Origin of the sequence: Taishania pollutisoli (assembly GCF_014518315.1) — a bacterium.
GTDB classification, from domain to species: domain Bacteria; phylum Bacteroidota; class Bacteroidia; order Flavobacteriales_D; family Crocinitomicaceae; genus Taishania; species Taishania pollutisoli.
Map to the genome: position 1 here is coordinate 280,272 of NZ_JACVEL010000003.1, position 21,222 is coordinate 301,493.

20 protein-coding genes and 1 tRNA gene are annotated in these 21,222 nt (G+C 40.9%); 12 read left to right on the plus strand and 9 right to left on the minus strand.

What is annotated here, in order from left to right:
- Window positions 1–54 precede the first annotated feature (54 nt).
- Window positions 55–1,467, minus strand: coding sequence for a VWA domain-containing protein (locus tag H9Y05_RS06675; protein ID WP_216713841.1), 1,413 nt, complete (start codon window positions 1,465–1,467; stop codon window positions 55–57).
- A 148-nt stretch (window positions 1,468–1,615) separates the two neighbouring features.
- Here H9Y05_RS06675 and H9Y05_RS06680 point away from each other — a divergent pair, with 148 nt between their 5' ends.
- The 4 genes from H9Y05_RS06680 (at window position 1,616) to porG (ending at window position 7,223) form a co-directional block, all read left to right on the plus strand.
- Window positions 1,616–2,686, plus strand: coding sequence for a hypothetical protein (locus H9Y05_RS06680; protein ID WP_216713842.1), 1,071 nt, complete (start codon window positions 1,616–1,618; stop codon window positions 2,684–2,686).
- A 134-nt stretch (window positions 2,687–2,820) separates the two neighbouring features.
- Window positions 2,821–3,849 (plus strand): hypothetical protein, encoded by a 1,029-nt coding sequence (locus H9Y05_RS06685; RefSeq protein WP_163490086.1) that lies wholly within the window; start codon window positions 2,821–2,823, stop codon window positions 3,847–3,849.
- Window positions 3,850–4,473: 624 nt separating this feature from the next.
- Entirely contained in the window at window positions 4,474–6,258 is a 1,785-nt protein-coding gene (locus H9Y05_RS06690; protein WP_216713843.1) for an acyl-CoA dehydrogenase family protein, read from the plus strand.
- 134 nt (window positions 6,259–6,392) lie between these two features.
- Window positions 6,393–7,223, plus strand: coding sequence for a type IX secretion system protein PorG (gene porG / locus H9Y05_RS06695; RefSeq protein WP_163490084.1), 831 nt, complete (start codon window positions 6,393–6,395; stop codon window positions 7,221–7,223).
- On the opposite strand, the gene H9Y05_RS06700 is transcribed toward porG, so the two are convergent.
- The 3 genes from H9Y05_RS06700 to H9Y05_RS06710 all read right to left on the minus strand — a co-directional run bounded on the left by H9Y05_RS06700 (window position 7,213) and on the right by H9Y05_RS06710 (window position 9,649).
- Window positions 7,213–7,830 carry a hypothetical protein gene (locus H9Y05_RS06700; protein ID WP_216713844.1) on the minus strand — a complete coding sequence of 206 codons (618 nt, stop codon included), beginning with the start codon at window positions 7,828–7,830 and terminating at the stop codon, window positions 7,213–7,215. The two genes, porG and H9Y05_RS06700, sit on opposite strands and share 11 nt — an antisense overlap.
- A 16-nt stretch (window positions 7,831–7,846) precedes the next feature.
- Window positions 7,847–8,854 carry a tetratricopeptide repeat protein gene (locus H9Y05_RS06705; protein WP_163490082.1) on the minus strand — a complete coding sequence of 336 codons (1,008 nt, stop codon included), beginning with the start codon at window positions 8,852–8,854 and terminating at the stop codon, window positions 7,847–7,849.
- 132 nt (window positions 8,855–8,986) lie between these two features.
- Window positions 8,987–9,649, minus strand: a complete 663-nt coding sequence (locus H9Y05_RS06710; protein ID WP_163490081.1) for a response regulator transcription factor — start codon at window positions 9,647–9,649, stop codon at window positions 8,987–8,989.
- 413 nt (window positions 9,650–10,062) lie between these two features.
- Between H9Y05_RS06710 and H9Y05_RS06715 the strand changes: the two genes are divergently transcribed.
- From H9Y05_RS06715 to H9Y05_RS06750, 8 genes are all read left to right on the plus strand, one after another.
- On the plus strand, window positions 10,063–10,752 hold the full coding sequence (locus H9Y05_RS06715; RefSeq protein ID WP_163490080.1) for a response regulator transcription factor: 690 nt from the start codon (window positions 10,063–10,065) through the stop codon (window positions 10,750–10,752).
- Window positions 10,752–11,420: a tRNA (adenosine(37)-N6)-threonylcarbamoyltransferase complex dimerization subunit type 1 TsaB gene (gene tsaB / locus H9Y05_RS06720; protein WP_163490079.1), complete on the plus strand. Its 669-nt coding sequence runs from the start codon at window positions 10,752–10,754 to the stop codon at window positions 11,418–11,420. Before H9Y05_RS06715 ends, tsaB begins: the two co-directional genes overlap by 1 nt.
- A gap of 223 nt (window positions 11,421–11,643) precedes the next feature.
- Entirely contained in the window at window positions 11,644–13,071 is a 1,428-nt protein-coding gene (locus H9Y05_RS06725) for an SUMF1/EgtB/PvdO family nonheme iron enzyme (RefSeq protein WP_163490078.1), read from the plus strand.
- Between the two features lie 27 nt (window positions 13,072–13,098).
- Window positions 13,099–14,085: a hypothetical protein gene (locus H9Y05_RS06730; RefSeq protein ID WP_216713845.1), complete on the plus strand. Its 987-nt coding sequence runs from the start codon at window positions 13,099–13,101 to the stop codon at window positions 14,083–14,085.
- A 97-nt stretch (window positions 14,086–14,182) separates the two neighbouring features.
- Complete coding sequence (locus H9Y05_RS06735; RefSeq protein WP_216713846.1) at window positions 14,183–15,244, plus strand: chorismate mutase; 1,062 nt, start codon at window positions 14,183–14,185, stop codon at window positions 15,242–15,244.
- A gap of 16 nt (window positions 15,245–15,260) precedes the next feature.
- The gene (gene aroA, locus H9Y05_RS06740; protein WP_216713847.1) at window positions 15,261–16,508 is read left to right on the plus strand and encodes a 3-phosphoshikimate 1-carboxyvinyltransferase; all 1,248 of its coding nucleotides are present in this window, start codon (window positions 15,261–15,263) and stop codon (window positions 16,506–16,508) included.
- Window positions 16,509–16,604: 96 nt separating this feature from the next.
- Window positions 16,605–18,086, plus strand: a complete 1,482-nt coding sequence (locus H9Y05_RS06745; protein ID WP_216713848.1) for a M1 family aminopeptidase — start codon at window positions 16,605–16,607, stop codon at window positions 18,084–18,086.
- A gap of 79 nt (window positions 18,087–18,165) precedes the next feature.
- Window positions 18,166–18,238, plus strand: a tRNA-Phe gene (locus H9Y05_RS06750).
- Window positions 18,239–18,392: 154 nt separating this feature from the next.
- Here H9Y05_RS06750 and H9Y05_RS06755 read toward each other — a convergent pair.
- From H9Y05_RS06755 to H9Y05_RS06775, 5 genes are all read right to left on the minus strand, one after another.
- Entirely contained in the window at window positions 18,393–18,599 is a 207-nt protein-coding gene (locus H9Y05_RS06755; protein ID WP_216713849.1) for a hypothetical protein, read from the minus strand.
- Between the two features lie 97 nt (window positions 18,600–18,696).
- Entirely contained in the window at window positions 18,697–18,990 is a 294-nt protein-coding gene (locus tag H9Y05_RS06760; RefSeq protein WP_216713850.1) for a hypothetical protein, read from the minus strand.
- 25 nt (window positions 18,991–19,015) lie between these two features.
- On the minus strand, window positions 19,016–19,198 hold the full coding sequence (locus H9Y05_RS06765) for a hypothetical protein (RefSeq protein WP_216713851.1): 183 nt from the start codon (window positions 19,196–19,198) through the stop codon (window positions 19,016–19,018).
- 403 nt (window positions 19,199–19,601) lie between these two features.
- Entirely contained in the window at window positions 19,602–20,888 is a 1,287-nt protein-coding gene (locus tag H9Y05_RS06770; protein WP_216713852.1) for a site-specific integrase, read from the minus strand.
- Complete coding sequence (locus tag H9Y05_RS06775) at window positions 20,885–21,220, minus strand: hypothetical protein (RefSeq protein ID WP_216713853.1); 336 nt, start codon at window positions 21,218–21,220, stop codon at window positions 20,885–20,887. The genes H9Y05_RS06770 and H9Y05_RS06775 overlap by 4 nt, the downstream gene beginning before the upstream one ends.
- Window positions 21,221–21,222 lie beyond the last annotated feature (2 nt).

Genomic DNA, 21,222 nt, shown 5'->3' on the forward strand with positions numbered 1-21,222 from the left:
CCCGTAAACGAACAATTTACGGGATTTTTTTATGTCCGTGACCGAACGGTAGTTTTATTTCTTAAATGCCATTTTTCGTACCGCCTGTCGAATGTTCTGTTCGGCATCCAGCAATTTGAATACAGGAATGTACTGACCTTCTCCCAATTGGGCTACTTCACGCATTGATACTTCCGATTTTGCGTCGTTGAGTACACCGACAACAGAAAGCTGAATGTTCTTCTTCGCGTACTTTTTGATGAGTTTTTTGTAATCATAGTTATTGTGATTGAATGCACCGTCCGTGATGACAAAAACGTGGTTGATCCCACCGGTTATAAACCCGGCTTCTGCTTGTTCAAACCCCAGTTTGATCCCATCCCCTCCGGCAGTCATACCGGAAGGTCTCAGTCCTTTTACCTGCTCCCGTACAGCTGCTTTATCCTGTCCCGAAGTCGGTGCGAGTAATACATTTGCCCTGGAAGCATAGGTTACAATCGCAATGTGATCTTGCTGGCGGATCATTTCAGAAAGTTGATTCAGCGAGTACTTCATGAGTTCCATTTTATCACCCTGGTTCATGGATGAAGAAATGTCCAGGACAAATACCAGGTTTACCGGTGCGAAGAACGAAGGATCAAAGTTGTCATTGTCCAGTTCTTCTATAGAAACAACGGTCTCCGTATCAGACGGGGGAACAGGAGTTGTTTCCGTCACAACAGGTGGTGTTGTTTCCGTTACATCAATTTCAATTTCGGGTGCAGGTGGCTGTTGCACGATTTCCGGTTCAGGTACAATTACATTGGAAGGATCTTTCTGCAATTCAATGACCACTTTATTGCGTTCATTGTTGACAAATGCACCTTTTTCTTCGGGCAGATACCCGTCATGCCGGGCATAAAAGTATGCTAAACCAATTGTTCCCTGTTTTTTGATGCGTCCGCTCTTGTCCGTTACATCCGTCCAGACTGCAAATCCGTCCTGGATCATACTGACTTTACTTTTCCCCAGTTCTTCCCGCGTAGAAGCATCAATTGTAATAACGGTCAGATCAAATTGATTTGGTTTTCTTCCGGCCGGATGCGTGTTAAAATCAGGGCAGGCGGTTAAATTGCTGCGACTGGTTGTTTCCATCTCCAGTAAGTTGCCGCTCAATACCAGTTTATGAGGATCCCCTTTGTCGCTGGTATAGATATCAACAGTATAGGAGAATTTTCCTTTTTCCTGCGGATTGACCTGGAAACGGAGTGTAAGGGAACTGTCTTTTTGTACAAAAGCACGGTTTTGAATGTAAATTACTTCACTGGGTTTCCGCACGCTGAGAATATACCCGTCCCTGACTCCTTGATTTGTGATGGTAATATCTACAAACCGGTTGTCATAACTCTCCAGTTCTCCGAAGTTATGCTTGAGCGTGTTGAATACCATTTGTCCCGAAACCGAAAAAGACAAACCGATAAATCCGAATAAAAATGAAAGAATGCGCATATACAGTATTTAACGAAACGAACACAAAAATGTTATCAAAAGCAGTAAGAAACAAAAAACAGACCAGACAATCAATTTATCCGGCAGTTTAAATAATAGTTTCATGATTATCATTTAAAATCGTATCTTTCAATGAAAGTCAATGCCTATGAACCGATTTACTATTACTATTGTCGTCTGCTTGCTGACGAATTATACCTTTACACAGGAAGATTCTACGTTTTTAAAAGAAATCAGATACATTCCGGAAGTCACCATCAATGCGACGGGGCAGACTGTTTTTAAACAGCCCAATATTCATTTACTGGATTTTCATGTTGACGAAAAAGGAACGTTTTTACTGTTAAAAGGACAAAAGAAATATTTTCTTTCGCGACTGGATGAAGCATTAGAAATGGAATCGACCGTTTTGCTGTCGTTTAAACCTGAACGGTTACACCGGGATTGTCTGGGTGATTTACAAATTATATCAGCAGACAGCATATACAGGGTAGATGAACATGCAGATGGAATCGGTGTTTATGAACCCAATCCGATTTCCTTCTTTTATGATTATTATGCGAATTGTCTGGGAGAAACAAAAAATCACTTGTTTTACAAGTTCTTTTCCAATTCCAATCAAACCGTCATCTTTAATGCGATTGATAAACAAAATCATTCGCCAACAATTGTTTACCGTGCAGAAGACTCCATCCAGGTGCTGGTTGCTGATGACTGGAGGAAACAAATCCAACAGGACGGGTATAGCTTCAATGCCCAGATGCAGGAAATAAATACTGTGCAACTCTCCGCAAGCAGGGATAAGTTTCAGGACCTGATGTTTTATACATTTGTCATTTCCAGACCGGACTATATTCCGCTATTTACACGGGAAAATGAAGTCTGTATTTTTGATCATTACAATGACCTGCTGGTTCATTTTAATTCAAATGCATTGGACAAACCTGTCACACAGCCGATTTCCTATCACAAACAGCAGGGGTGGAGAAAAGAGCTGTTGTATGACGGTGCCACAGAAACATTTTACACGACCTTTTCGGTCAATGGACATTTGTATGTTACAGAGCTGTCGAAAACAGATTTTAGTCCTGTAAAATCAATCAGGGTACATTACAATTCATTTCCGAACCGGTTGATGATACACGGTGGCTTTTTATACTACGATTATACATCTTCATTCGAAGATTCATATAAAAAATTGTTCCGCCAACAGTTGTAAATAAAGCAGCGTGTGATTTACCGAACGATTAAAAACAACAGCATTTTTGTCATATGTGGTAAAAAAACGTGTAAAAACGTAAAAAAACCGTAGGAGTAAGATTTGTATTTTAGCCAAGGAATTAACTCTAACGAATGTCGAAGAAACGAGAATTACAACATAAACTATTTCAAAAAATCCAGCAAGAACTTGAGCGAAAAGGACAGACAATCGGAAGTGTTATGCCCGAGGTTTTGGGAATCAGTAAAGATGCCGTTTATCGGAGATACCGTATGGAAACGGATGTGACCCTGGATGATTTGCACAAGATCAAAGAACAGTTGGGGATATCAATAGACGCATTGCTGGGAAAAGAAGAGCCTGCTGCCTTGTTTTATTACAATCCGATCATGGAAGAAGGGTTCAGCCTGGAAGCCTACTTTGACCGTATCCGCCAAAACCTGGAACTGCTGCATAAGCAAGGGACGCCGAGAATGATTCTGACGGTCAACAATACGCCGTTTTTCCCGATATTCAATTTCCCCAATCTGCTGAAAGCAAAACTGTTTTTCTGGATCAAAAAACAAATGCGATTGGATGCATTGAAGAATGTAAACTATGAAGATTTTTATTTTTCAATGCGCCTGATGCAAACAAGCTATGAAATTCTCAAACTGTACCATAAAGTACCCTCAAAAGAATTGTACGACCCGGATATGTTAAAAGGATTCGTACGGGAAATCTACTACTATTATACATCCAATGAAATAGACAACAGTGTTGCGGTGGAATTATACAACGACATGATTCACCTGGTCAAACACCTGAAGGAACAAGCCAGAAATGGGATCAAGTATGAGTATGGAAAAAAGCCGGTGCCTTCGGAAGAAAACCAACTGGAAGTTTATTACAACGAAATACTGAATGCTACGGCAATGTTTTATTACACAACGGAAAAAGGAGAAGGATTGTTTCTCACACAAAACTTCCTGAACCCCATCCATACGACCAATCAGTATTATGTCAAAGACACATATAAGCTACTGGGGCAGATGATCTCTGCCTCTTCAAAAATCAGCCTTACAAACAGCAAGACGCGGGATCGTTACTTTACAGAGATCATGCAGATGATTGAACGTTACCGGAAAAAAGTCGTTTTTGAAAGTGAAAATCAAACACACTGATGGTCAACAGGTAGTAAATAAAAATGATTAGTTGTGATTATCGCAATTTTAAAATTGAATGCATCTCTTTTTGTCGATCATACGACCATTTTCAACGGTATTTATTGTTTTTTTATCAAAAATATTTTTTATTAAATTACTGGTTTTAAGGTTGTTTTTGTTTGTTTGATTTTGAGTTGCGATTTTTAATGAGTTAAAATCAATCAGTTGCGTTTTTTGAGGTATGTTTTCGTTTAATTTTGTATTATCGCTATGATTTTATATCATGTAGGTAGTGAACAGCAACATATACTTACAGTCTAAGAACCATCAATCAAGTTAACTTACTACTGCTTTTTTGATGGTTTTTTTATTTGCTGTCGCTGGCAACGTCGTATTAAAAACAACATCTCTTTTTCCACTTCATTTACACACTTTTTATCAGAAACAAGTTACCATACTGTTTTTGCAATCATCCGTTTCCATTCTGTTCAACTGTATCCCCGTTGAGTTGTCCGTATATCAATGACAAAGAACATACATGGAATATAAAAGTAAATTAATTCATAAAAAATTGATATGCATGCATAATAGTTAAAATATTTTTTTATCTTTATCCAAACGATAATTACAAATTCTAAATATATGTCAACAAAAAATGCAATTAAAGGTGGTGAGTTTATCATTAAAGACACGCTGCCACATGAAATTTTCACTCCCGAAGAATGGACGGAAGAGCAACGAATGATCGCGCAGATGTGTGATGATTTCATTGCGCAGGAAGTAACACCTGTGTTGGATCGTGTGGACAAAATGGAAGAGGGTCTGATGGTTTCTTTGCTTGAAAAGGCAGGAGAACTGGGATTGTTGGGACTTTCTGTTCCTGAGCAGTACAACGGAATGGGAGTTGACTTCAAAACATCATTGCTGGCGACGGAGCACCTGGGGAAAGGGTATTCCTTTTCGGTAGCTTACGGAGCACATACTGGTATTGGTTCGTTACCTTTACTGTACTACGGAACAGAAGAACAAAAGGCGAAATACAGTGGGAAGCTGGCAACAGGGGAATGGAAAGCTGCTTACTGTTTGACAGAGCCGGGATCCGGTTCGGATGCCAATTCGGGGAAAACAAAAGCTGTATTGAGCGAGGACGGGAAATATTACATTCTCAACGGCCAGAAAATGTGGATTACCAACGGTGGTTTTGCCAATTTGTTTACCGTTTTTGCTAAAATCGACGATGATGCGAAGCTGACAGCCTTTTTGGTGGAGGCAGATTCCGAGGGGATTTCACTGAACCCGGAAGAAAAGAAAATGGGGATCAAAGGCTCTTCGACACGTCAGGTGTTTTTTAACAATGTAAAAGTTCCTGTAGAAAACATGCTCTCTGAGCGTGAAAACGGATTTAAAATCGCATTGAACATTCTCAACATCGGACGTATCAAGCTGGGAGCAGGTGTTGTCGGTGGTGCGAAAGATGCGATCGGGGACTCCATTCGTTATGCCAATGAGCGGGAGCAATTCGGAAGACCGATCTCAAAATATGGAGCAATCCGCTATAAAATTGCAGAACAGGCAATCCGTACATTTGTAACAGAATCTGCATTGTACCGTGCGGGACAAAACATTGATGATGCAATTGAAGCATACGTTGCGGAAGGGTTGGACAAAGGAACAGCAACATTGAAAGGAATTGAGTTATTTGCTCCTGAATGTGCCATTTTAAAGGTGGCAGGCTCAGAAACACTGGATTATGTGGTGGACGAAGCAGTTCAAATCTTCGGAGGAATGGGATATTCTGCCGAATCAAGTGTAGAACGTGCTTACCGGGATTCCCGCATCAACCGTATTTTTGAAGGAACAAATGAAATCAACCGGATGTTGATTGTAGAAATGGTGCTGCGCCGTGCAATGAAGGGTGAACTGGATTTAATGGGACCTGCAATGGCGGTTGCCAACGAATTGATGAGCATTCCTGAATTCGAAGAAGCACCACAAGGGACATTGGGTGCAGAACAAGCAGCATTGAAAGGATTTAAAAAAGTGATCCTGATGGCGGCAGGTTCGGCTGTTCAGAAACTGATGAATACCCTGTCAAAAGAACAGGAAGTATTGATGGGAATTGCAGACATTGCGATTATTGTATACGAAGCGGAATCGGCGTTGTTGCGTGTTCAGAAACTCATTGAAGCAAAAGGAGAGGATGCAGCAGCGATCCAGATTGCTATTGTAAAAACATACTTCTACGATGCGGCGGATAAAATCAATAAGCTGGCCAAAGACGTGCTGAATTCTTTTGCAGAAGGAGATGAGTTAAAAATGATGCTGATGGGATTAAAACGCTTTACCAAGTTGGAAAACATTAACCCGAAAGAAAACCGTCAATTGATTGCTCAGAAACTGATTGCGGACGGAACATATTCATTGTAATTCAGATTTTCCTCCCGTTCTCAAAGTGAACGGGAAGAAAATCATACCGACCATCCTTTACAACTAAACCTATATTCTGCAATCATTCAGGTTGTGTGAAATATTTTCCCTATTTTTCCGTTCTTTTTCAGGAAATGAAGTTAAAAAACACCTTTTTATTACTCGTTTTTATCGGTGCATCGCTGGGATTGAATGCTCAGTTTCACACGGCATTGTCGCGGTCTGAAATCGGTGTGATGCTTGGAGGTTCCTACTACATCGGCGATTTGAACCGGTTTGGTCATTTTAAGGGAACCCAACCCGCAGGAAGTTTGTTTTACCGGTACAATATTCATTCCCGACTGTCATTCAGGGTTAATTTTTCATATGGAAATGTAGTCGGAGATGACAAATGGTCAAAAGATCCGTTGCTTTCCAACCGGAATCTGAACTTTAAATCCGATATTTTTGAATTGGGGGCAGGTGTTGAATTTCACTACATGCCGTTTCAACTGGGGAGTAAAAAATACAGAGGAACTGCTTATTTCCTGGCAGAACTTGCCGTTTTCCGGATGAACCCTAAAACGCAGCACAACGGAGAATGGATTTTTCTTCAGCCATTGGGTACGGAAGGGCAAGGGACAGCTTTGGGAACAAGAGGCCATTACAACTTATTCCAGGTAGCAATTCCATTGGGGTTAGGTGTGAAATTGTCCTTGGGAAAACGCGCTTCGATCGGATTGGAATACGGTATTCGAAAAACATTTACGGATTACCTGGATGATGTCGGGGCAGATGCGTACGTAGATCCCGTTGAACTGGCAGCTACAAGCGGACCGTTGGCCGCTACACTTTCCAACAGAAGCCTGGATGGTTCCCGTTATGGAAAACGGGGAACAGCCGCTACAAAAGACTGGTATGCGTTTTTCGGAGTCACATTGACGTTCCGTTTAGGGAATCCGAATAATTGTGCGTTCATGCAGTAAATTGCCTGATACGCTCCTTTCCCTGAAGATACGTATATCCGCTGGTAACCGCCAGAATGACTGTCAGGATAACCCATTCCTGAAATTGAAATCCGGTGGCGATAAAAGTAAGAATCGCACAAAATGTGATCAGTAAAAACCGTTCTTTCAGGTGAAATTTCCACAAGCTTCTTTGCTCCTCACGCAGGTATACTTTCGGAACAAGAAATTCTATTTTATAGGAAGAAAAAGCCATCAGAACAACAAGTGGAATCAGTAAAAACCCTTGTTGAATGCCCATTTCTTTATACGTTAAAAACGATCGGATTTCATCCTGCAGACGTATTTCGGGATGAATCAGCATAATTCCCAGTTGAATAAATGCAATTGTTGCCACGAGAAATAACCCGGAGATGATTTTGTAGGTGTTCACAGGACTTTTCACCGTTTCTTTTTTCCCGGCTTCCCTGATCTTTTTTGATTTGAGGTACACAACGACTTCAGAAGACAGAATGTCCAGGATGTAGAATAACACAATGAAATACAGGCTCCAGCCCCATAACCAAAACCCTAAGACGGGAATGAGTAAATTGGAAAAGATCTGGATGTATAGCTGTCTTTCCTGCATGTGTAGCCGGATGATACTAACGGTTTAATCGATTAAACGCGTCAATGGAAAGCTGAAACTCTTCATCGTATTTCAAGGCTTCCAGGTATTCCTGCTTCGCACTTGTAATATTGCCTTTCAACTCGTAGCACATACCTCTGTTGTGATACGCTTCTACATAGTCTTTCTGATTATTAATGGCCTGTGAATAAAAATAAAGCGCGCTGTCTATTTGATTCTCTACGCGTTGTTTGATATGTCCCAGGTGAAAAAGTCCTCTTGCCTTGTAATACCTTTCATTGTCTTCCGCAAGTTTTCGGTACAATACTTTCGCTTCTTCATTTTTGCCGAAAAACTCGGTTGCAAATGCGTATGAATACAAAAACTCCGGATCGGTTGGGTTCAATTCATAAGCAGTTTGATAGTACTCAATACAAATCGGATTTTGTTCGTGGTGGTAAATCACCGCCAGGTGAAAATAAGCTTCATAAAAACCAGGATCTTGTTGCACAGCTGTTTCATAAGATGATTTGGCCAGCTCATAATTCTTCATGTCCATATAAATGGATCCTTTCAGGGCATATGCCTCGCGCTTCTTCTTGTCTATTTTCAATGCCTGATTGACATATTTAAACGCATTGTCCGCATCCTGTAAATAACGGTAGGTGGTCGCCAGTGCGATCAGGGCATCTGTATTTTTTGGCTCTTTGAACACAACATAATTAAAGTGGCGTTGTGCGGCACTTACTTCTTCAATACTTCGGTTGGCTTTATTATTCAGCGCTTGTCCGTATAACATACGAACATTTGTATTCATACTGTCCAAACGAAAAGCGCGGGCACCGTCGGAAAGTGCATCGTAAAACCGGTATTCATTCAGGGCATTGTTTCCTCTGAAGAGGAGCAAAGACACACTGTCAGGGTATAGATTCAACAAACTGTCAATATTTGCTGCTGTCGGTTCAACAGGTATGTTTGCGTTTTTGTTATTGGAGCACGATGCAATTAAAGCAATCAGGAAGATGCTGAATAAGCTGTATTTCATTCTGTTAATCATTTTGTTCTTGTTCCTGTCCTGCAATCAGCGACACAAACACGTGATTCGAAGTACTCAAAGCTACAACTATTTTTTCTACCTTCAATGACAGGTGGGTAAATTGTGTACTGAAGTGAGGTATTATTCTTTTTCCTGGTATTTATAACCGATTCCTTTGATCGTAACAATGTAATCGGAACCGATTTTCTCCCGTAGTTTTCGAATATGCACATCAATGGTTCTGTCGCCCACGACAATTTCCGAACCCCATACAGAATCAAGAATGACTTCCCGTTCAAATACGGTTCCGGGCTTTGATGCCAGCAGTGCCAACAATTCAAATTCTTTTCTCGGCAATTGAATTACTTGCCCGTTTAGTTCCACGTGGTACCGTTCCCGGTTGATAACTAACCCTTCCGAATAGGATTTGGATTCTCCGGATTTCCTTCTCAGAATCGCATTGATACGGGAGATCAATACTTTGGGTTTGATGGGTTTGGCAACAAAATCATCCGCACCAGCATCCAACCCGGCAATCTGACTGTAATCTTCCCCCCGCGCAGTCAGAAAACAAATCAGTACATTTTCCAACCCGGGCGTCTTTCGGATGGTTTCACAGACCTCAATTCCATCCATTCCGGGCATCATGATGTCGAGCAACACCAGATCAGGATTGATCTCTATGCACTTTTTCAAGCCACTTTCACCATTGTTCGCATCAAATGTTTCATACCCCTCCTTACTTAAATTGTATTTAAGAATTTCGCGAATGTCATCTTCGTCATCAATTATTAAAATCTTCATAATAGAACCAAGTTAACTTAGAATTCATACAAATTTAATCCAAAAAGAATAATAATATTGGAATCCTAAATGATAGTTTCCATTCTTTAGAAGAATTTTTTGCCACGTGTCCCATATATAATAAACCGTTTAGTAGTTTTATTTTAAGGTTTTATAGTATTAACACTAAATGAACAACTATTAATTTCCTAATAGAACCCCTTTTTAAATTTTAATTCAGAAGTGTTGCAAGAATAGTTTTTTGTCATACCTTTGTGTCAAGTAGTAGTAGGTTAGGTTGATTAGTGTGACAAGAGCTCCGGATGCCCATCTGGAGCTCTTGTTTTTTTATGCGCTTTTCAAAAGGTTTAATTTTTACTTAAATTCATTGACGCACATCAATAAACTATTAATTTAGCACAAAGTATAATTCTATGACACCAAAAATATTATTGGTTGAAGACGATACGAGCCTCGGGTTTGTCGTTTCTGATCAGCTGAAACGCGATGGCTATCATGTGACCTTGTGTACCGATGGAGCAGAAGGATTCAAACGCTTCAATGAGGAGGCATTTCATCTGTGCATTTTTGATGTCATGATGCCGAAAAAAGATGGATTTACACTGGCGCGCGAGGTACGCAAAATTAACCGGGAAATCCCTATTTTATTCCTGACTGCCAAATCAATGACCGAAGATAAAATCGAGGGGTTCAAAGCAGGGGGTGATGATTACCTGACGAAGCCGTTTTCTGTGGAAGAACTCCAATTGCGTGTAATTGCCCTTTTGAAACGGGTAAACATTCACGTAGAGGAGGAAGAGGAAAAAGTTGTAGAGGTGGGTAGTTATAAATTTGATTCGGAAAATTATACCCTTACACGCGAGAACACGGTCAAATCGCTGACTAAAAAGGAAGCACATATTTTAAGAATCCTTACCAAGTTTAAAAACCAGGTGGTTTCCAGAGAAATGATCCTGAATGCCGTTTGGGGGCAGGATGACTATTTCGTGGGAAGAAGCCTGGATGTATTTATTACTAAACTGCGGAAGTATTTTAAAGAAGATGAACGAATCTCGATCAGCAACATCCACGGTGTCGGATTTAAACTGGAAATCATCGATTGATGGATTGTTACATTTTACATCTTGAAACAGCTACAAAAGTGTGTTCGGTTGCCTTATCGAATAACGGGAAATTGGTAGCACTGAAAGAAACGGGGGAATCTGAATACGTGCATGGTGAGGTCATTACCCTATTTATAGAAGCCGTTTTACAGCAAGCGGAAATTACCCCGCGACAGCTAACAGCTGTTTCAGTAACAGCCGGACCCGGATCCTATACAGGGTTGCGAATCGGAGTCTCCACAGCAAAAGGATTGTGCTATGCGTTGAACATTCCCCTGATTGCAATTGACGCGCTGTATAACCTGGCTGTTCTTGCAAAGGAAACTCACCCTGATACAACGATATGTGCAATGATTGATGCCCGGAGAATGGAGGTGTTTTCATCCATCTACAGACCTGATCTGACACTTAGCAAACCCGTTTCCGCAGATATTCTGGATGAAAACGCTTACCGGGAGTTTGAGCCGTTTATTGCCGTGGGAGATGGTTCTTACAAAATGCAGGAAATCTGGAAAAACAGAAAAATTATAGTTGACACAGCCATAAAATCCTCTGCAGCAGGACACGTTATTCCGGCGTACGAAAAATTCAGGAATCACCAATTGGAAGATGTTGCCTACTTTGAACCGTTTTACCTCAAAGACTTTGTAGGAACGTCAAAAAAATAATACACAGTCATCACTTTTTAATTTCACTTCCCTGGCTGAAATAACCAGGGACAAAACTCGTTTTTTTCAATGGTTAAACACCCGAATAAATTTCATTTAAATTAAATGATTTGATAATCAGTTACCTGGGTAATAATCCTTAAAAAAGTGTACAAAATAGTTGCGTAATATTACCCGAATGTTAATTTTGAAGCAGTCTAATTAAAAGGAAAACAACTCGAAAATGAACGCAAAACTAATCACTTATGCACTGAGTGCATTGTTGGCATTTGGTATGTCAAACTTTAGCTTTTCAAACAATTTAATCATCAGCAGTGTTACACTTACAAATGATTCTACATTAACTTTTAGTGTGAGCTGGGAGAACAGTTGGAGAACCAACAACGCTCCGTACAACCACGATGCAGTCTGGCTCTTTGTAAAAAAGAGAGATTGCGCTTCTCTGCAATGGTCGCATGTCAACCTCAACCCAACAACTGCCAGTCACAGTACTGCTTCTCCATTGGAAATTTACATTGACGGACGGGACGGTTCTACGTCTTCAAAAGGAGTATTTGTCCGAAGAAGTGCTGCAGGTGCAGGAAATGTTTCCGGTGTCACTGTCTCATTGAGAATGCAGGGGGTTACGAACGGACAATACGATTTTAAAGTCTTCGGAATTGAAATGGTACAAATTCCGCAAGGAGCATTCCAGGTGGGAGACGGAGCTGCTGCCAGTACATTGAAAGCAGGATCTACATCCAATCCGTTTCCGATTACATCTGAAGATGCAATTACTGCAGGTACAGGAGCAACTAATTTGTACTCCACGACACCCGTTCCGTTAAATTTGCCAGCGAATTATCCGAAAGGTTTCAAAGAGATTTATTGTATGAAATACGAAATTTCTCAGGGACAATACGTTGATTTTGTCAATACCTTATTATCCGATCAGGGAGCAGCAAGACAGATTGTAAATGGTGCTAATCGCATGGCTATTACAGGAACGTGGCCTGTGAATGTAGCAGGAGCTCCTCATCGTGCAATGGCATTGCTTTCCTGGACAGATTTACTGGCATACCTGGATTGGTCTGCATTGCGTCCGATGACAGAATTGGAATTTGAAAAAATTGCCAGGGGGCCTGTTGCCCCGGTTGCCGGAGAATATGCATGGGGTACAGATTTGATCACGGATGCCAATACGTTTGTGGCAGATGGTACGGCCACAGAAAACAGTTCTACAGTAATCACGGCAGGAAGTGGCTTGGCAAACTTTAATAATAACCTTATTTTGGGGCCGGCGCGATGTGGTTTTGCAGCTAAGCCCGGAACCAATCGTTTGCAAGCAGCAGCAGGTTATTATGGAGTGATGGAATTGAGTGGAAATGTTTGGGAACAAGCCGTTTCGGTATCACATGCTACTGGTGTTGCATTTGAAGGAGCGCTCGGAGATGGTGAAATTTCCCTCTCTCCGAATCCCGGATTCGCAGATGTACCCGGTTGGCCTTCCCCGACAGCGTCTATTGGTGCTACAAATTCTGTTGTAGGAAGAGCGATCAAAGGAGGAGCATGGGTAGAAGCAGCGACAGCATTGCAAATATCTAACCGGTCAAACGGAGCGTACATAGACGGAAGACGTATCAGTAGTATTGGCGGACGCGGAGTTCGTTAATCAATTCTCTGTAAAGCATCCTGAAAAATGAGGAAATCATTTTACACACAATGTGTTACAGCTGTTGTCTTATTGATTATCAGCCAGTCTGTTACCGCCCAATTTGAAGGAGGACAGGGGAGCGGACACGATACACTGGATTTTTACAACGCAGGCTGTAACTCGTTTCTGGGAGATTCCAATTCCGGCTATGTGGCTGAACACAATCCAAGTGGGGGAAATTGTAACATGTTTGTCGGAGATTCCAGTTCCGGACATTTTACCAGCGAACCGGCACTGTCTGTTTGCAGTATGTTTATTGGAGGGGACTATTCCGGGCAGAACACAACCGATTATGTAAATCCATATACGTGTGCGCAATTTACAGAATCCCCTAACGGAGGAAGCGGGCATTCCAGCAGAAATTTTACGTCAGACAATCCCGATTGTGCCATCATTGCCCTCGCAATCGAAGCTTCACCATTGTTTGGGGAAATTATTGATGGCAAGGGGAGGCTCTATTGGGAGACTTACACGGAGCGGAACAACATGGGATTTGAACTTCAGAAAACCTATGACGGGCAGGTATGGGAAACCATCGGTTGGTTGAACGGAGCAGGCAGCTCATCTTCCCGTTTGGAGTACGAATTTGTTGACCCGAATTTGTCATCAACAGGACAGTATTACCGATTCAAACAACTTGATTTTGATGGTGTGTTCACCTATTCCAATACCGTGTTCCTCAATCTTGATGCTCCGGCTTCGCTGGAAGATATTTTCGTGTTGTATCCCAACCCGAATACCAGTTCCAATGCATTAAAGCTGAAGGGATGGGTACAGAAGGACTGGGATGTTCAACTGACAATCAGTGATCCGACCGGACGAATTTTGTTCAATGACAAACACATATTCGGCCCGGGAACAGAAGTATTTGAATTCCCGGTTGATTTCTTTGTTCCGGGAACGTATTACCTGTTTCTGAAACCGGAAGATATGACTGTAGGCCTCCAAATTCCGTTTGTGATTATGAACTGATCTGATCGTGCTGTTCGTGTAGTTCAAACTTCGTATATTTGTATAGACGTAATAAATAGTTATTAGCCTCCGTCAGGGGGCTTTTATCGTTGGATACATGAAGTTAAATGAGACAATAAGCACTTCCCGTCCGTATGTAATTGCAGGACCGTGCAGTGCTGAAACAGAAGAGCAGGTAATCGAAATCTGTACGCAGATTGCCGGAAGAGGACTGGCAAATGCCTTGCGTGCGGGAATCTGGAAACCACGTACCCGTCCCGACTCATTTGAAGGTGTAGGGGAAGAGGCCCTTCCGTGGCTGGTTACTGCCGGTAAAATGACAGGTTTGCCTACAACGACAGAAGTTGCCAATAAAACACATGTGGAGCTGGCATTAAAAGCAGGAATCGATATTTTGTGGATCGGTGCGCGAACGACGGTCAATCCGTTTGCTGTGCAGGAAATTGCGGATGCGTTGAAAGGAATTTCTATTCCCGTTATGATCAAAAACCCGGTGAATCCCGATGTGGAATTGTGGCTGGGTGCTTTCGAACGTATGGAAAAGGCTGGAATTACAGATTTGGTAGCCATTCACAGAGGATTTTCCGTATACAAACACGATAAATACCGAAATGTGCCGAATTGGGAGCTGCCAATTGCCCTGAAAGAACGGATTCCCGATTTACCGATTATCTGCGATCCGAGCCACATTACCGGAAACAGAGAGCTCTTGCTGGAAGTATCGCAAAAAGCAATGGACTTAAATTTTGACGGATTGATGATCGAAACGCATCCGCGTCCTGATGAAGCATGGTCGGATGCTGCGCAGCAAGTTACTGCTGAGGGATTGGAACAAATCCTCCGAAACCTGGTTTTGCGCTCCAAAGATGTGCAACACGATGTGCTGGCTGAATTGGAAAAAATGCGCTCCATGACGGCAGCACTGGATGACCGGATTTTCTTTTTGCTGGCTGAACGCATGAAAATAAGTGAAGAAGTCGGAAGATTCAAACGTTCCAATAACATTACCATCTTGCAGCAGGAACATTGGGCAAAAATCATTAATAACCGTTTAAACAGCGCAGATGACAATGATCTTTCGGCCAAATTTATCCGGCAAATCATGGATGCGATTCACCAGGAGTCCATTCGCCATCAGGAAAAAGTGATGAATAAGTAATGATTGTTGTATTGAAATGAATTACGCAATAAAACCCAAAACATACCAGGGAATTATTCATATTCCACCGTCCAAAAGTGACTCCCAGCGTGCTATATTAATTGCTGCATTGGCAAATAGAACGTCTGTTCTTATCAATGTGGGGAGTAGCAACGATGAAATGGCAATGCTTGCAAATGCAGAAAAACTGGGCGCTGTTATTACCCGGATAGATGAAAAAACACTTTCTGTGGCCGGAAACTTTGATCAGACAATCGTTTCAGAATTGAACTGTGGTGAAAGTGGATTGGGCGCGCGTTTACTGACTCCCGTTGCAACATTAAAAACACAACCAGTGACGTTAACCGGTGAAGGATCGCTGGTGCGACGCGATCAAACGTTTTTTGAACGGTTTTTACCTCAAATGGGTGTGAACGTTCAGTTGACCAATGAAAAACTGCCGATTCGGGTTTCAGGACCATTGAAACCCGGGACGTATAGCGTCGACGGAAGTGAAAGTTCACAGTACATTTCCGGATTACTCATCGCCTTTTCTCAAACGGAAGGAACCACTTTGTTACAGGTTGAAAACAGCACCAGCAAGCCATACATCGATATGACCCTGCATACCCTGAAAAGTTTTGGGGTACACATCGAAGAAGAGGAGAAAGAAATTTATAAGATTACAGGAAAACAGCCAATTACAGAGGCGAGTTATACCATAGATGGCGACTGGAGCTCTGCTTCGTATTGGCTGACAGCAGCAGCATTGGGAATGAAAATTTCCGTTCAGGGCTTATCGCTTTCATCAAAACAGGCGGACAAAGCCATTTTGAATGCATTTATGCTGGCAGGTTGCCGGATTCTGAATACAGAAAACGGGCTGAAAATTGATGGAACTGATCGCAAACCATTGGACTTTAATGCAACCGATTGCCCGGATTTATTCCCGGCCTTGACGACGTATGCGGCACTTACACCGGGACTTTCCCGTATCAAGGGAGTTCACCGTTTGGCTAACAAGGAAAGCAACCGGGGAAAGGCATTACAGCAGGAATTTACCAAATTAGGCGTTGCTATCCGGGTGGAAGAAGATACCATGTTTATTGAGGGCGTTGAAACGCTTTTACCGGCGGTGGTTTCATCTCACAATGATCATCGCATTGCTATGTGTTTGGCAATTGCTTCCATTGCAGGTAGAGTGGAACTCACAATTGAACAGGCAGATGCTGTCGGGAAAAGTTATCCCGGTTTCTGGGAGGATCTGGAAGCACTCGTATGTTAATGCTGGGTTAATGTGCGTTAAAAACCATGATTCACGCGTTTGTTTTTAGTTATTTTGAGGAAAGACAATGTTTATCTCTATAAAACAGAATGAATCATGAATAGAATGCTACTTTTTTTAGTGTTGCTCCCTTTCGGTGTAATTTCGCAAAACAAAATCAGCTACAACGTATATTATGACGAACAACTGGGCAACAACGGATTGAAAGTTAAGGTAAATTTTACAGCTAAAAAAGCAACTGATTCAACTGTTTTTCACTACAGTAATCAGGTATGGGGACAGGATAGTTTGTTCAAAAGCCTTCTACTCCCGGAAAGTGAAAACTCATCTGTTTCCTTTCAAACAAACCCGGAGAAAGATGAATTGATTGTCTACCACCCCAAAGGAAAAAAGATACAGTTCACTTACCGGATCAAACAGGATTACAAAGAACCGGATTATTACATTGTTTCGCGTCCAAGGGTAAATGACACCTTCTTTTATGTGCTGGGACAATCGTTGTTCATGGTTCCGAAGGCTTTTACGGAAAGTGCCAATGAACCCGCTATTACAACTACCATTAACTGGGTTGGTTTCCCGGAAGATTATAAAATTCACAACATGTATGCATCACAACAGAAAAAACAGGTGATCAAAGACAATTTGTGGAATGGCTTCTACAATGTGTTGTACGTGGGTGGAGATTACCGGATTTACAATTTCTCTGTAAAAGAAAAACCGGTTTATTTTGCCGTAAGAGGAAGTTGGTTGAACGGATATACAGATGAATTTCTGTCCTCCAACCTCGAAAAAGCGATCCTTTCCCAACGCGAATTCTGGAATGACTACAACCAGCCTTACTTTACATTCATCCTTTCTCCGACCGTGACACAAGCAGATAGCTTGTTCAGAGGTTCTTCCATTACCGGGTCTTCCGTGCGAAACGGATTCATGATGATAGCAACCAACAACCCGTTCAATAGCCAGGGTTCGTACAAATACATCCTGTTCCATGAGTTGATGCACGATTGGATCGGGCAGCGAATCCGCAACAAGCACGAAGAACTGAATTACTGGTTCAGTGAAGGATTTACGGATTACTACACCTACAAAAACCGGTTACGTGCAAAGGACATTTCGTATGATGAATGGTTGAGTTCATTCAACAAAGAAGTCATTGAACAACACTGGAAAAACCCGGAGCGCAACATTCCGAATTACAGCATCAAGGACGATTTCTGGAAAAGCAGAAACGTGGAAAAAGTACCGTACCGCCGGGGAGCTGTTTTTGCCTTTTGGCTGGACAACCAGATTTTACTGAAAAGCAACTACACCCAATCACTGGACGACCTGATGCGGGAATTATTGAAGAAATGCGTTGCTGAAAATGTGCTTTTAACGGATGAACTGTTTTTAGAGTTGACGGAGAAGTACCTGAACGAGGATATTTCTTATTTTTTCCAGAAACACATCCTCAACGGAGAAGACATAGACCTATTAAAAGAAAAATGGATCGAAGGATTTCAGTTTCAGCTCAAGGACGAAATCCCACAATTACAGTTAATTAATAACAACGAAGAAAAGTATTTGGTGCGATAATGGATTTCTTTTTCAAAAAAAGCGTAAAAACACTTGCCGGTATAAAATTTAGCACTATATTTGTACCCCAAATAAGGCTGGTGCCTTAGCTCAGTTGGTAGAGCAAAGGACTGAAAATCCTTGTGTCCCTGGTTCGATTCCTGGAGGCACCACTTAACGAAAACCCTTGATAGCATTGCTTTCGAGGGTTTTTTCGTTTCTGGAGGTTTTTAATGGAGTGGACCACTCTGAAAAATGGAGTGGAATCTGGTGCACAAACTTAACAATGTTTTTGCCCGTTTCGTTTTTAATTTGAAGCTCTTTAGGTTACTTGTAAAGTTGCTCTCTTGTAGCTTCAGCTTCACGTGATGAATTTGATTTTTCGCTGTCTTCTAATTCAGGCTCAATATGATTGTAAACAGTTCGTTTTAGGATTTTAATGGATTGACTTTGGTCAAAATAAAGGTATGTTAGCACCAGGTTCCAAATTACTAGAAAGGCAATTATCAATTTTACGGTTCCATTTGTTTTCATAATGGTTGTATTTATTCGGGTTCACTTAAAAGTAGATGGAAATCTAATAAAAAAAAGGTGAGTATTAAACTCACCTTTTAGTCTGAAGCAGTGCTCTCTAAGTTTTAGAAGAACTATGTGGTAAGTTTGCGAGATGCTCTGCCTGTGCCAACAAGTATAACTTCATTGGAGCGGCACATTTAAAATGAGGATTGTCAACCTCTACACATTGCAGTTTTGAGATTTCCAGATTCGATAAACCGTATTTTACTTTTATAGTTTGAGCCGTGCCAAATACACCTTTAAGTTTATATTTACAGGCAAGTGATATGGCTTTCTTAAAAAACTTTTGTTTGATGCACTTCTCAAAAGTTTGTCTCAACGAAATTTTATGTTCTTGCTTTAAATTCATATTTCAACACTGTTATTTAGAATTATTACTGTGGTTCAAAGGATATGAGATAATACTCTTCTCCGAGAAATTTCTTTAACATCGAATGAGCATGTTTTACTTTTTCTTCATCATCTGGAGGAAGCTTTCCATGGTTTCTTTTATGAATCACACAACCTATTATGTAATCGAACAATCCTGTTTCAATCAACCCAAGTTGACCTTTCATTTTTTGAGCACCTACTGGAACTGGAAGTAAAAGATTTACGAATCCCTCATCCGTGTAGGTTAAACATTGTAAAAGGTCTGCTTCCTTTTGAGTTAGTTTAAACTCTAATTGAATACGCAAAAGTGAATAAGCGGGAAGAATACATTCTCCAAGCCATGCGAGTTTTTCATTTTTCTATTTAGCTGATTTTTATACCCCAGCGTGGGATTTTGTTAAAATTATTGGGCAATAGAATTTTAGGGCTCTACTTAGCCATTTTTTAAAATCCACTTGTCTTTTTATTTTTTGCTTCCAGACTTAGGAAGACTTCTTGTAGTAGTTTGCTTCAAATTTATTTGAACATTGGCAACTCAATTTGTTGGTCCTCTTACTTGTTTCATAACACATTTATTAATTCATATATTTACTTCCAAAGCACAAAACTCTTCACCTTATCAAACAACTCTTTATCATCGTAATAGTGCTTCATGTCTATCCTGGAAGACTTATGTCCAGTGAAGAAGTTGGCGTTATCTCCGAACTCGTTTCTCATTCTAGTGATGTATTTCTTTCGCAAACCATTCAATTGCACATCTGGAGAAAAACCTGCCTTTTGGCGGTAATAAGCAAAGCCATTAGTAAGGTTGTTAGCCATTGTGTTACGCTGTTTTTTTTCGTCTCCTGCAATAATGTATCTGTCGGTATTCTTGTATTTTTCATACCCCATCTTCATAAGGAAGTCATACAATTCTGGAAAAATGGGAGCTTTTGTTATCCTATTTTGAAATCCGACTTTGTGTGAATTCTGACGGGAATATTTGTAATCAATCATCTTAATAAACCCTCCAAGAAGTTGACCATCAATCAATTCAATATCGGAAAACTTCGCAATCATGAATTCTTCACGCCTTCTACCTGTAAGGGCATTTAAGGTTAATGCATCTGGCAGCCAATGAAAGAATCGAATTTTCCCTTTTTCCTTATCGCTTGAGTTGCCGCTCTCCATAGCTTTTTTGACTGCAGTGAATTCATCAAAAGTAAGTGCTCTCGCATGCTTATAGGGAACGTCCGCTACTTCAATATCCTTAAAAGGTGAAGGAATGTTATAGCCGTTTTCATTCAAAAAGCTGTAGAATTGATTGTAGAATCCTATTGCTTTTCTTTGTAGAGAAGAACTCCATTTACTAAGGTGTGAAATAGTAGCGCTCACATTTTTATCACTTATTTTATCAACCTTTAATGTCTTGAAATCTTCACCAGCATTTTCAGTTGCCTTCTTCCATTTGTTAATATGGTTCTTATAGGCATTAAAAGTATTTGCGGTCAATTCCTTTCTTAAGTGTCCTTTGACCCCAATGTTTTTCTTGTATTCCAAAAACCAAGCAAGACATTCCACTAACAGAGTGGGTTTCACCATTTCAGGTTCATGAGTTTCTTTGGCTTTAGCTTTTGTATACATTTTGAATTTGAATGCTAGGTCAATTGCTTCACTCAAATTCCGAGTTTTGAAGCAGCAGGAACTTCTTTTCTTTTCACCATTAATTCGTAAACAAACAATTGCCTTGTATCTTTGGTCTAGTGCTGGGTGTGTACAATCTTTTTTTTGAGTTCCTGCATTAATATCTTTTAATGTCAAATGGCTTTTACATTTGTTGCAGTACACTCTTATCCCAAGTTTCTGGGCAACTTCATTTAACTGTAAACTTCTCATGCTCTTAACTGATTTAAAAAGTCACGAACTTCAGTATCTACTGGAGTATAAGAAGGAGTAATATCTTCGTTTGATTTGCTGTCATTATTGAGGAATGCTTTAACGTCATTGTAGTGTTCATAAAACTTGCCCCAATTCTCACCGTGTAAATCCATCAAACGCTGTATTAGTTTTGCATCTGCTTTGGCAAAAAATTCTCCTTTTAAGAAATACTTTCTTTTACTGAATTCATAGTCATGCGCTTTAAGTCGTACAGCATCGCACCATTTCTTGAAGCTGTCTCTTGCCAGCCCAACATGGTCCATTGCTATTTCGAATTTAATGCGTGACATTT

Coding starts and splice junctions, on each gene's coding strand:
- tsaB (WP_163490079.1), top strand. CDS start 10,752: ATGGATTGTTACATTTTACATCTTGAAACAGCTACAAAAGTGTGTTCG.
- H9Y05_RS06710 (WP_163490081.1), bottom strand. CDS start 9,649: ATGAAGATTTTAATAATTGATGACGAAGATGACATTCGCGAAATTCTT.
- H9Y05_RS06745 (WP_216713848.1), top strand. CDS start 16,605: ATGAATAGAATGCTACTTTTTTTAGTGTTGCTCCCTTTCGGTGTAATT.
- aroA (WP_216713847.1), top strand. CDS start 15,261: ATGAATTACGCAATAAAACCCAAAACATACCAGGGAATTATTCATATT.
- H9Y05_RS06685 (WP_163490086.1), top strand. CDS start 2,821: ATGTCGAAGAAACGAGAATTACAACATAAACTATTTCAAAAAATCCAG.
- H9Y05_RS06730 (WP_216713845.1), top strand. CDS start 13,099: ATGAGGAAATCATTTTACACACAATGTGTTACAGCTGTTGTCTTATTG.
- H9Y05_RS06770 (WP_216713852.1), bottom strand. CDS start 20,888: ATGAGAAGTTTACAGTTAAATGAAGTTGCCCAGAAACTTGGGATAAGA.
- H9Y05_RS06725 (WP_163490078.1), top strand. CDS start 11,644: ATGAACGCAAAACTAATCACTTATGCACTGAGTGCATTGTTGGCATTT.
- H9Y05_RS06755 (WP_216713849.1), bottom strand. CDS start 18,599: ATGAAAACAAATGGAACCGTAAAATTGATAATTGCCTTTCTAGTAATT.
- H9Y05_RS06775 (WP_216713853.1), bottom strand. CDS start 21,220: ATGTCACGCATTAAATTCGAAATAGCAATGGACCATGTTGGGCTGGCA.
- H9Y05_RS06765 (WP_216713851.1), bottom strand. CDS start 19,198: ATGAAAGGTCAACTTGGGTTGATTGAAACAGGATTGTTCGATTACATA.
- porG (WP_163490084.1), top strand. CDS start 6,393: ATGAAGTTAAAAAACACCTTTTTATTACTCGTTTTTATCGGTGCATCG.
- H9Y05_RS06735 (WP_216713846.1), top strand. CDS start 14,183: ATGAAGTTAAATGAGACAATAAGCACTTCCCGTCCGTATGTAATTGCA.
- H9Y05_RS06715 (WP_163490080.1), top strand. CDS start 10,063: ATGACACCAAAAATATTATTGGTTGAAGACGATACGAGCCTCGGGTTT.
- H9Y05_RS06675 (WP_216713841.1), bottom strand. CDS start 1,467: ATGCGCATTCTTTCATTTTTATTCGGATTTATCGGTTTGTCTTTTTCG.
- H9Y05_RS06700 (WP_216713844.1), bottom strand. CDS start 7,830: ATGCAGGAAAGACAGCTATACATCCAGATCTTTTCCAATTTACTCATT.
- H9Y05_RS06690 (WP_216713843.1), top strand. CDS start 4,474: ATGTCAACAAAAAATGCAATTAAAGGTGGTGAGTTTATCATTAAAGAC.
- H9Y05_RS06705 (WP_163490082.1), bottom strand. CDS start 8,854: ATGAAATACAGCTTATTCAGCATCTTCCTGATTGCTTTAATTGCATCG.
- H9Y05_RS06760 (WP_216713850.1), bottom strand. CDS start 18,990: ATGAATTTAAAGCAAGAACATAAAATTTCGTTGAGACAAACTTTTGAG.
- H9Y05_RS06680 (WP_216713842.1), top strand. CDS start 1,616: ATGAACCGATTTACTATTACTATTGTCGTCTGCTTGCTGACGAATTAT.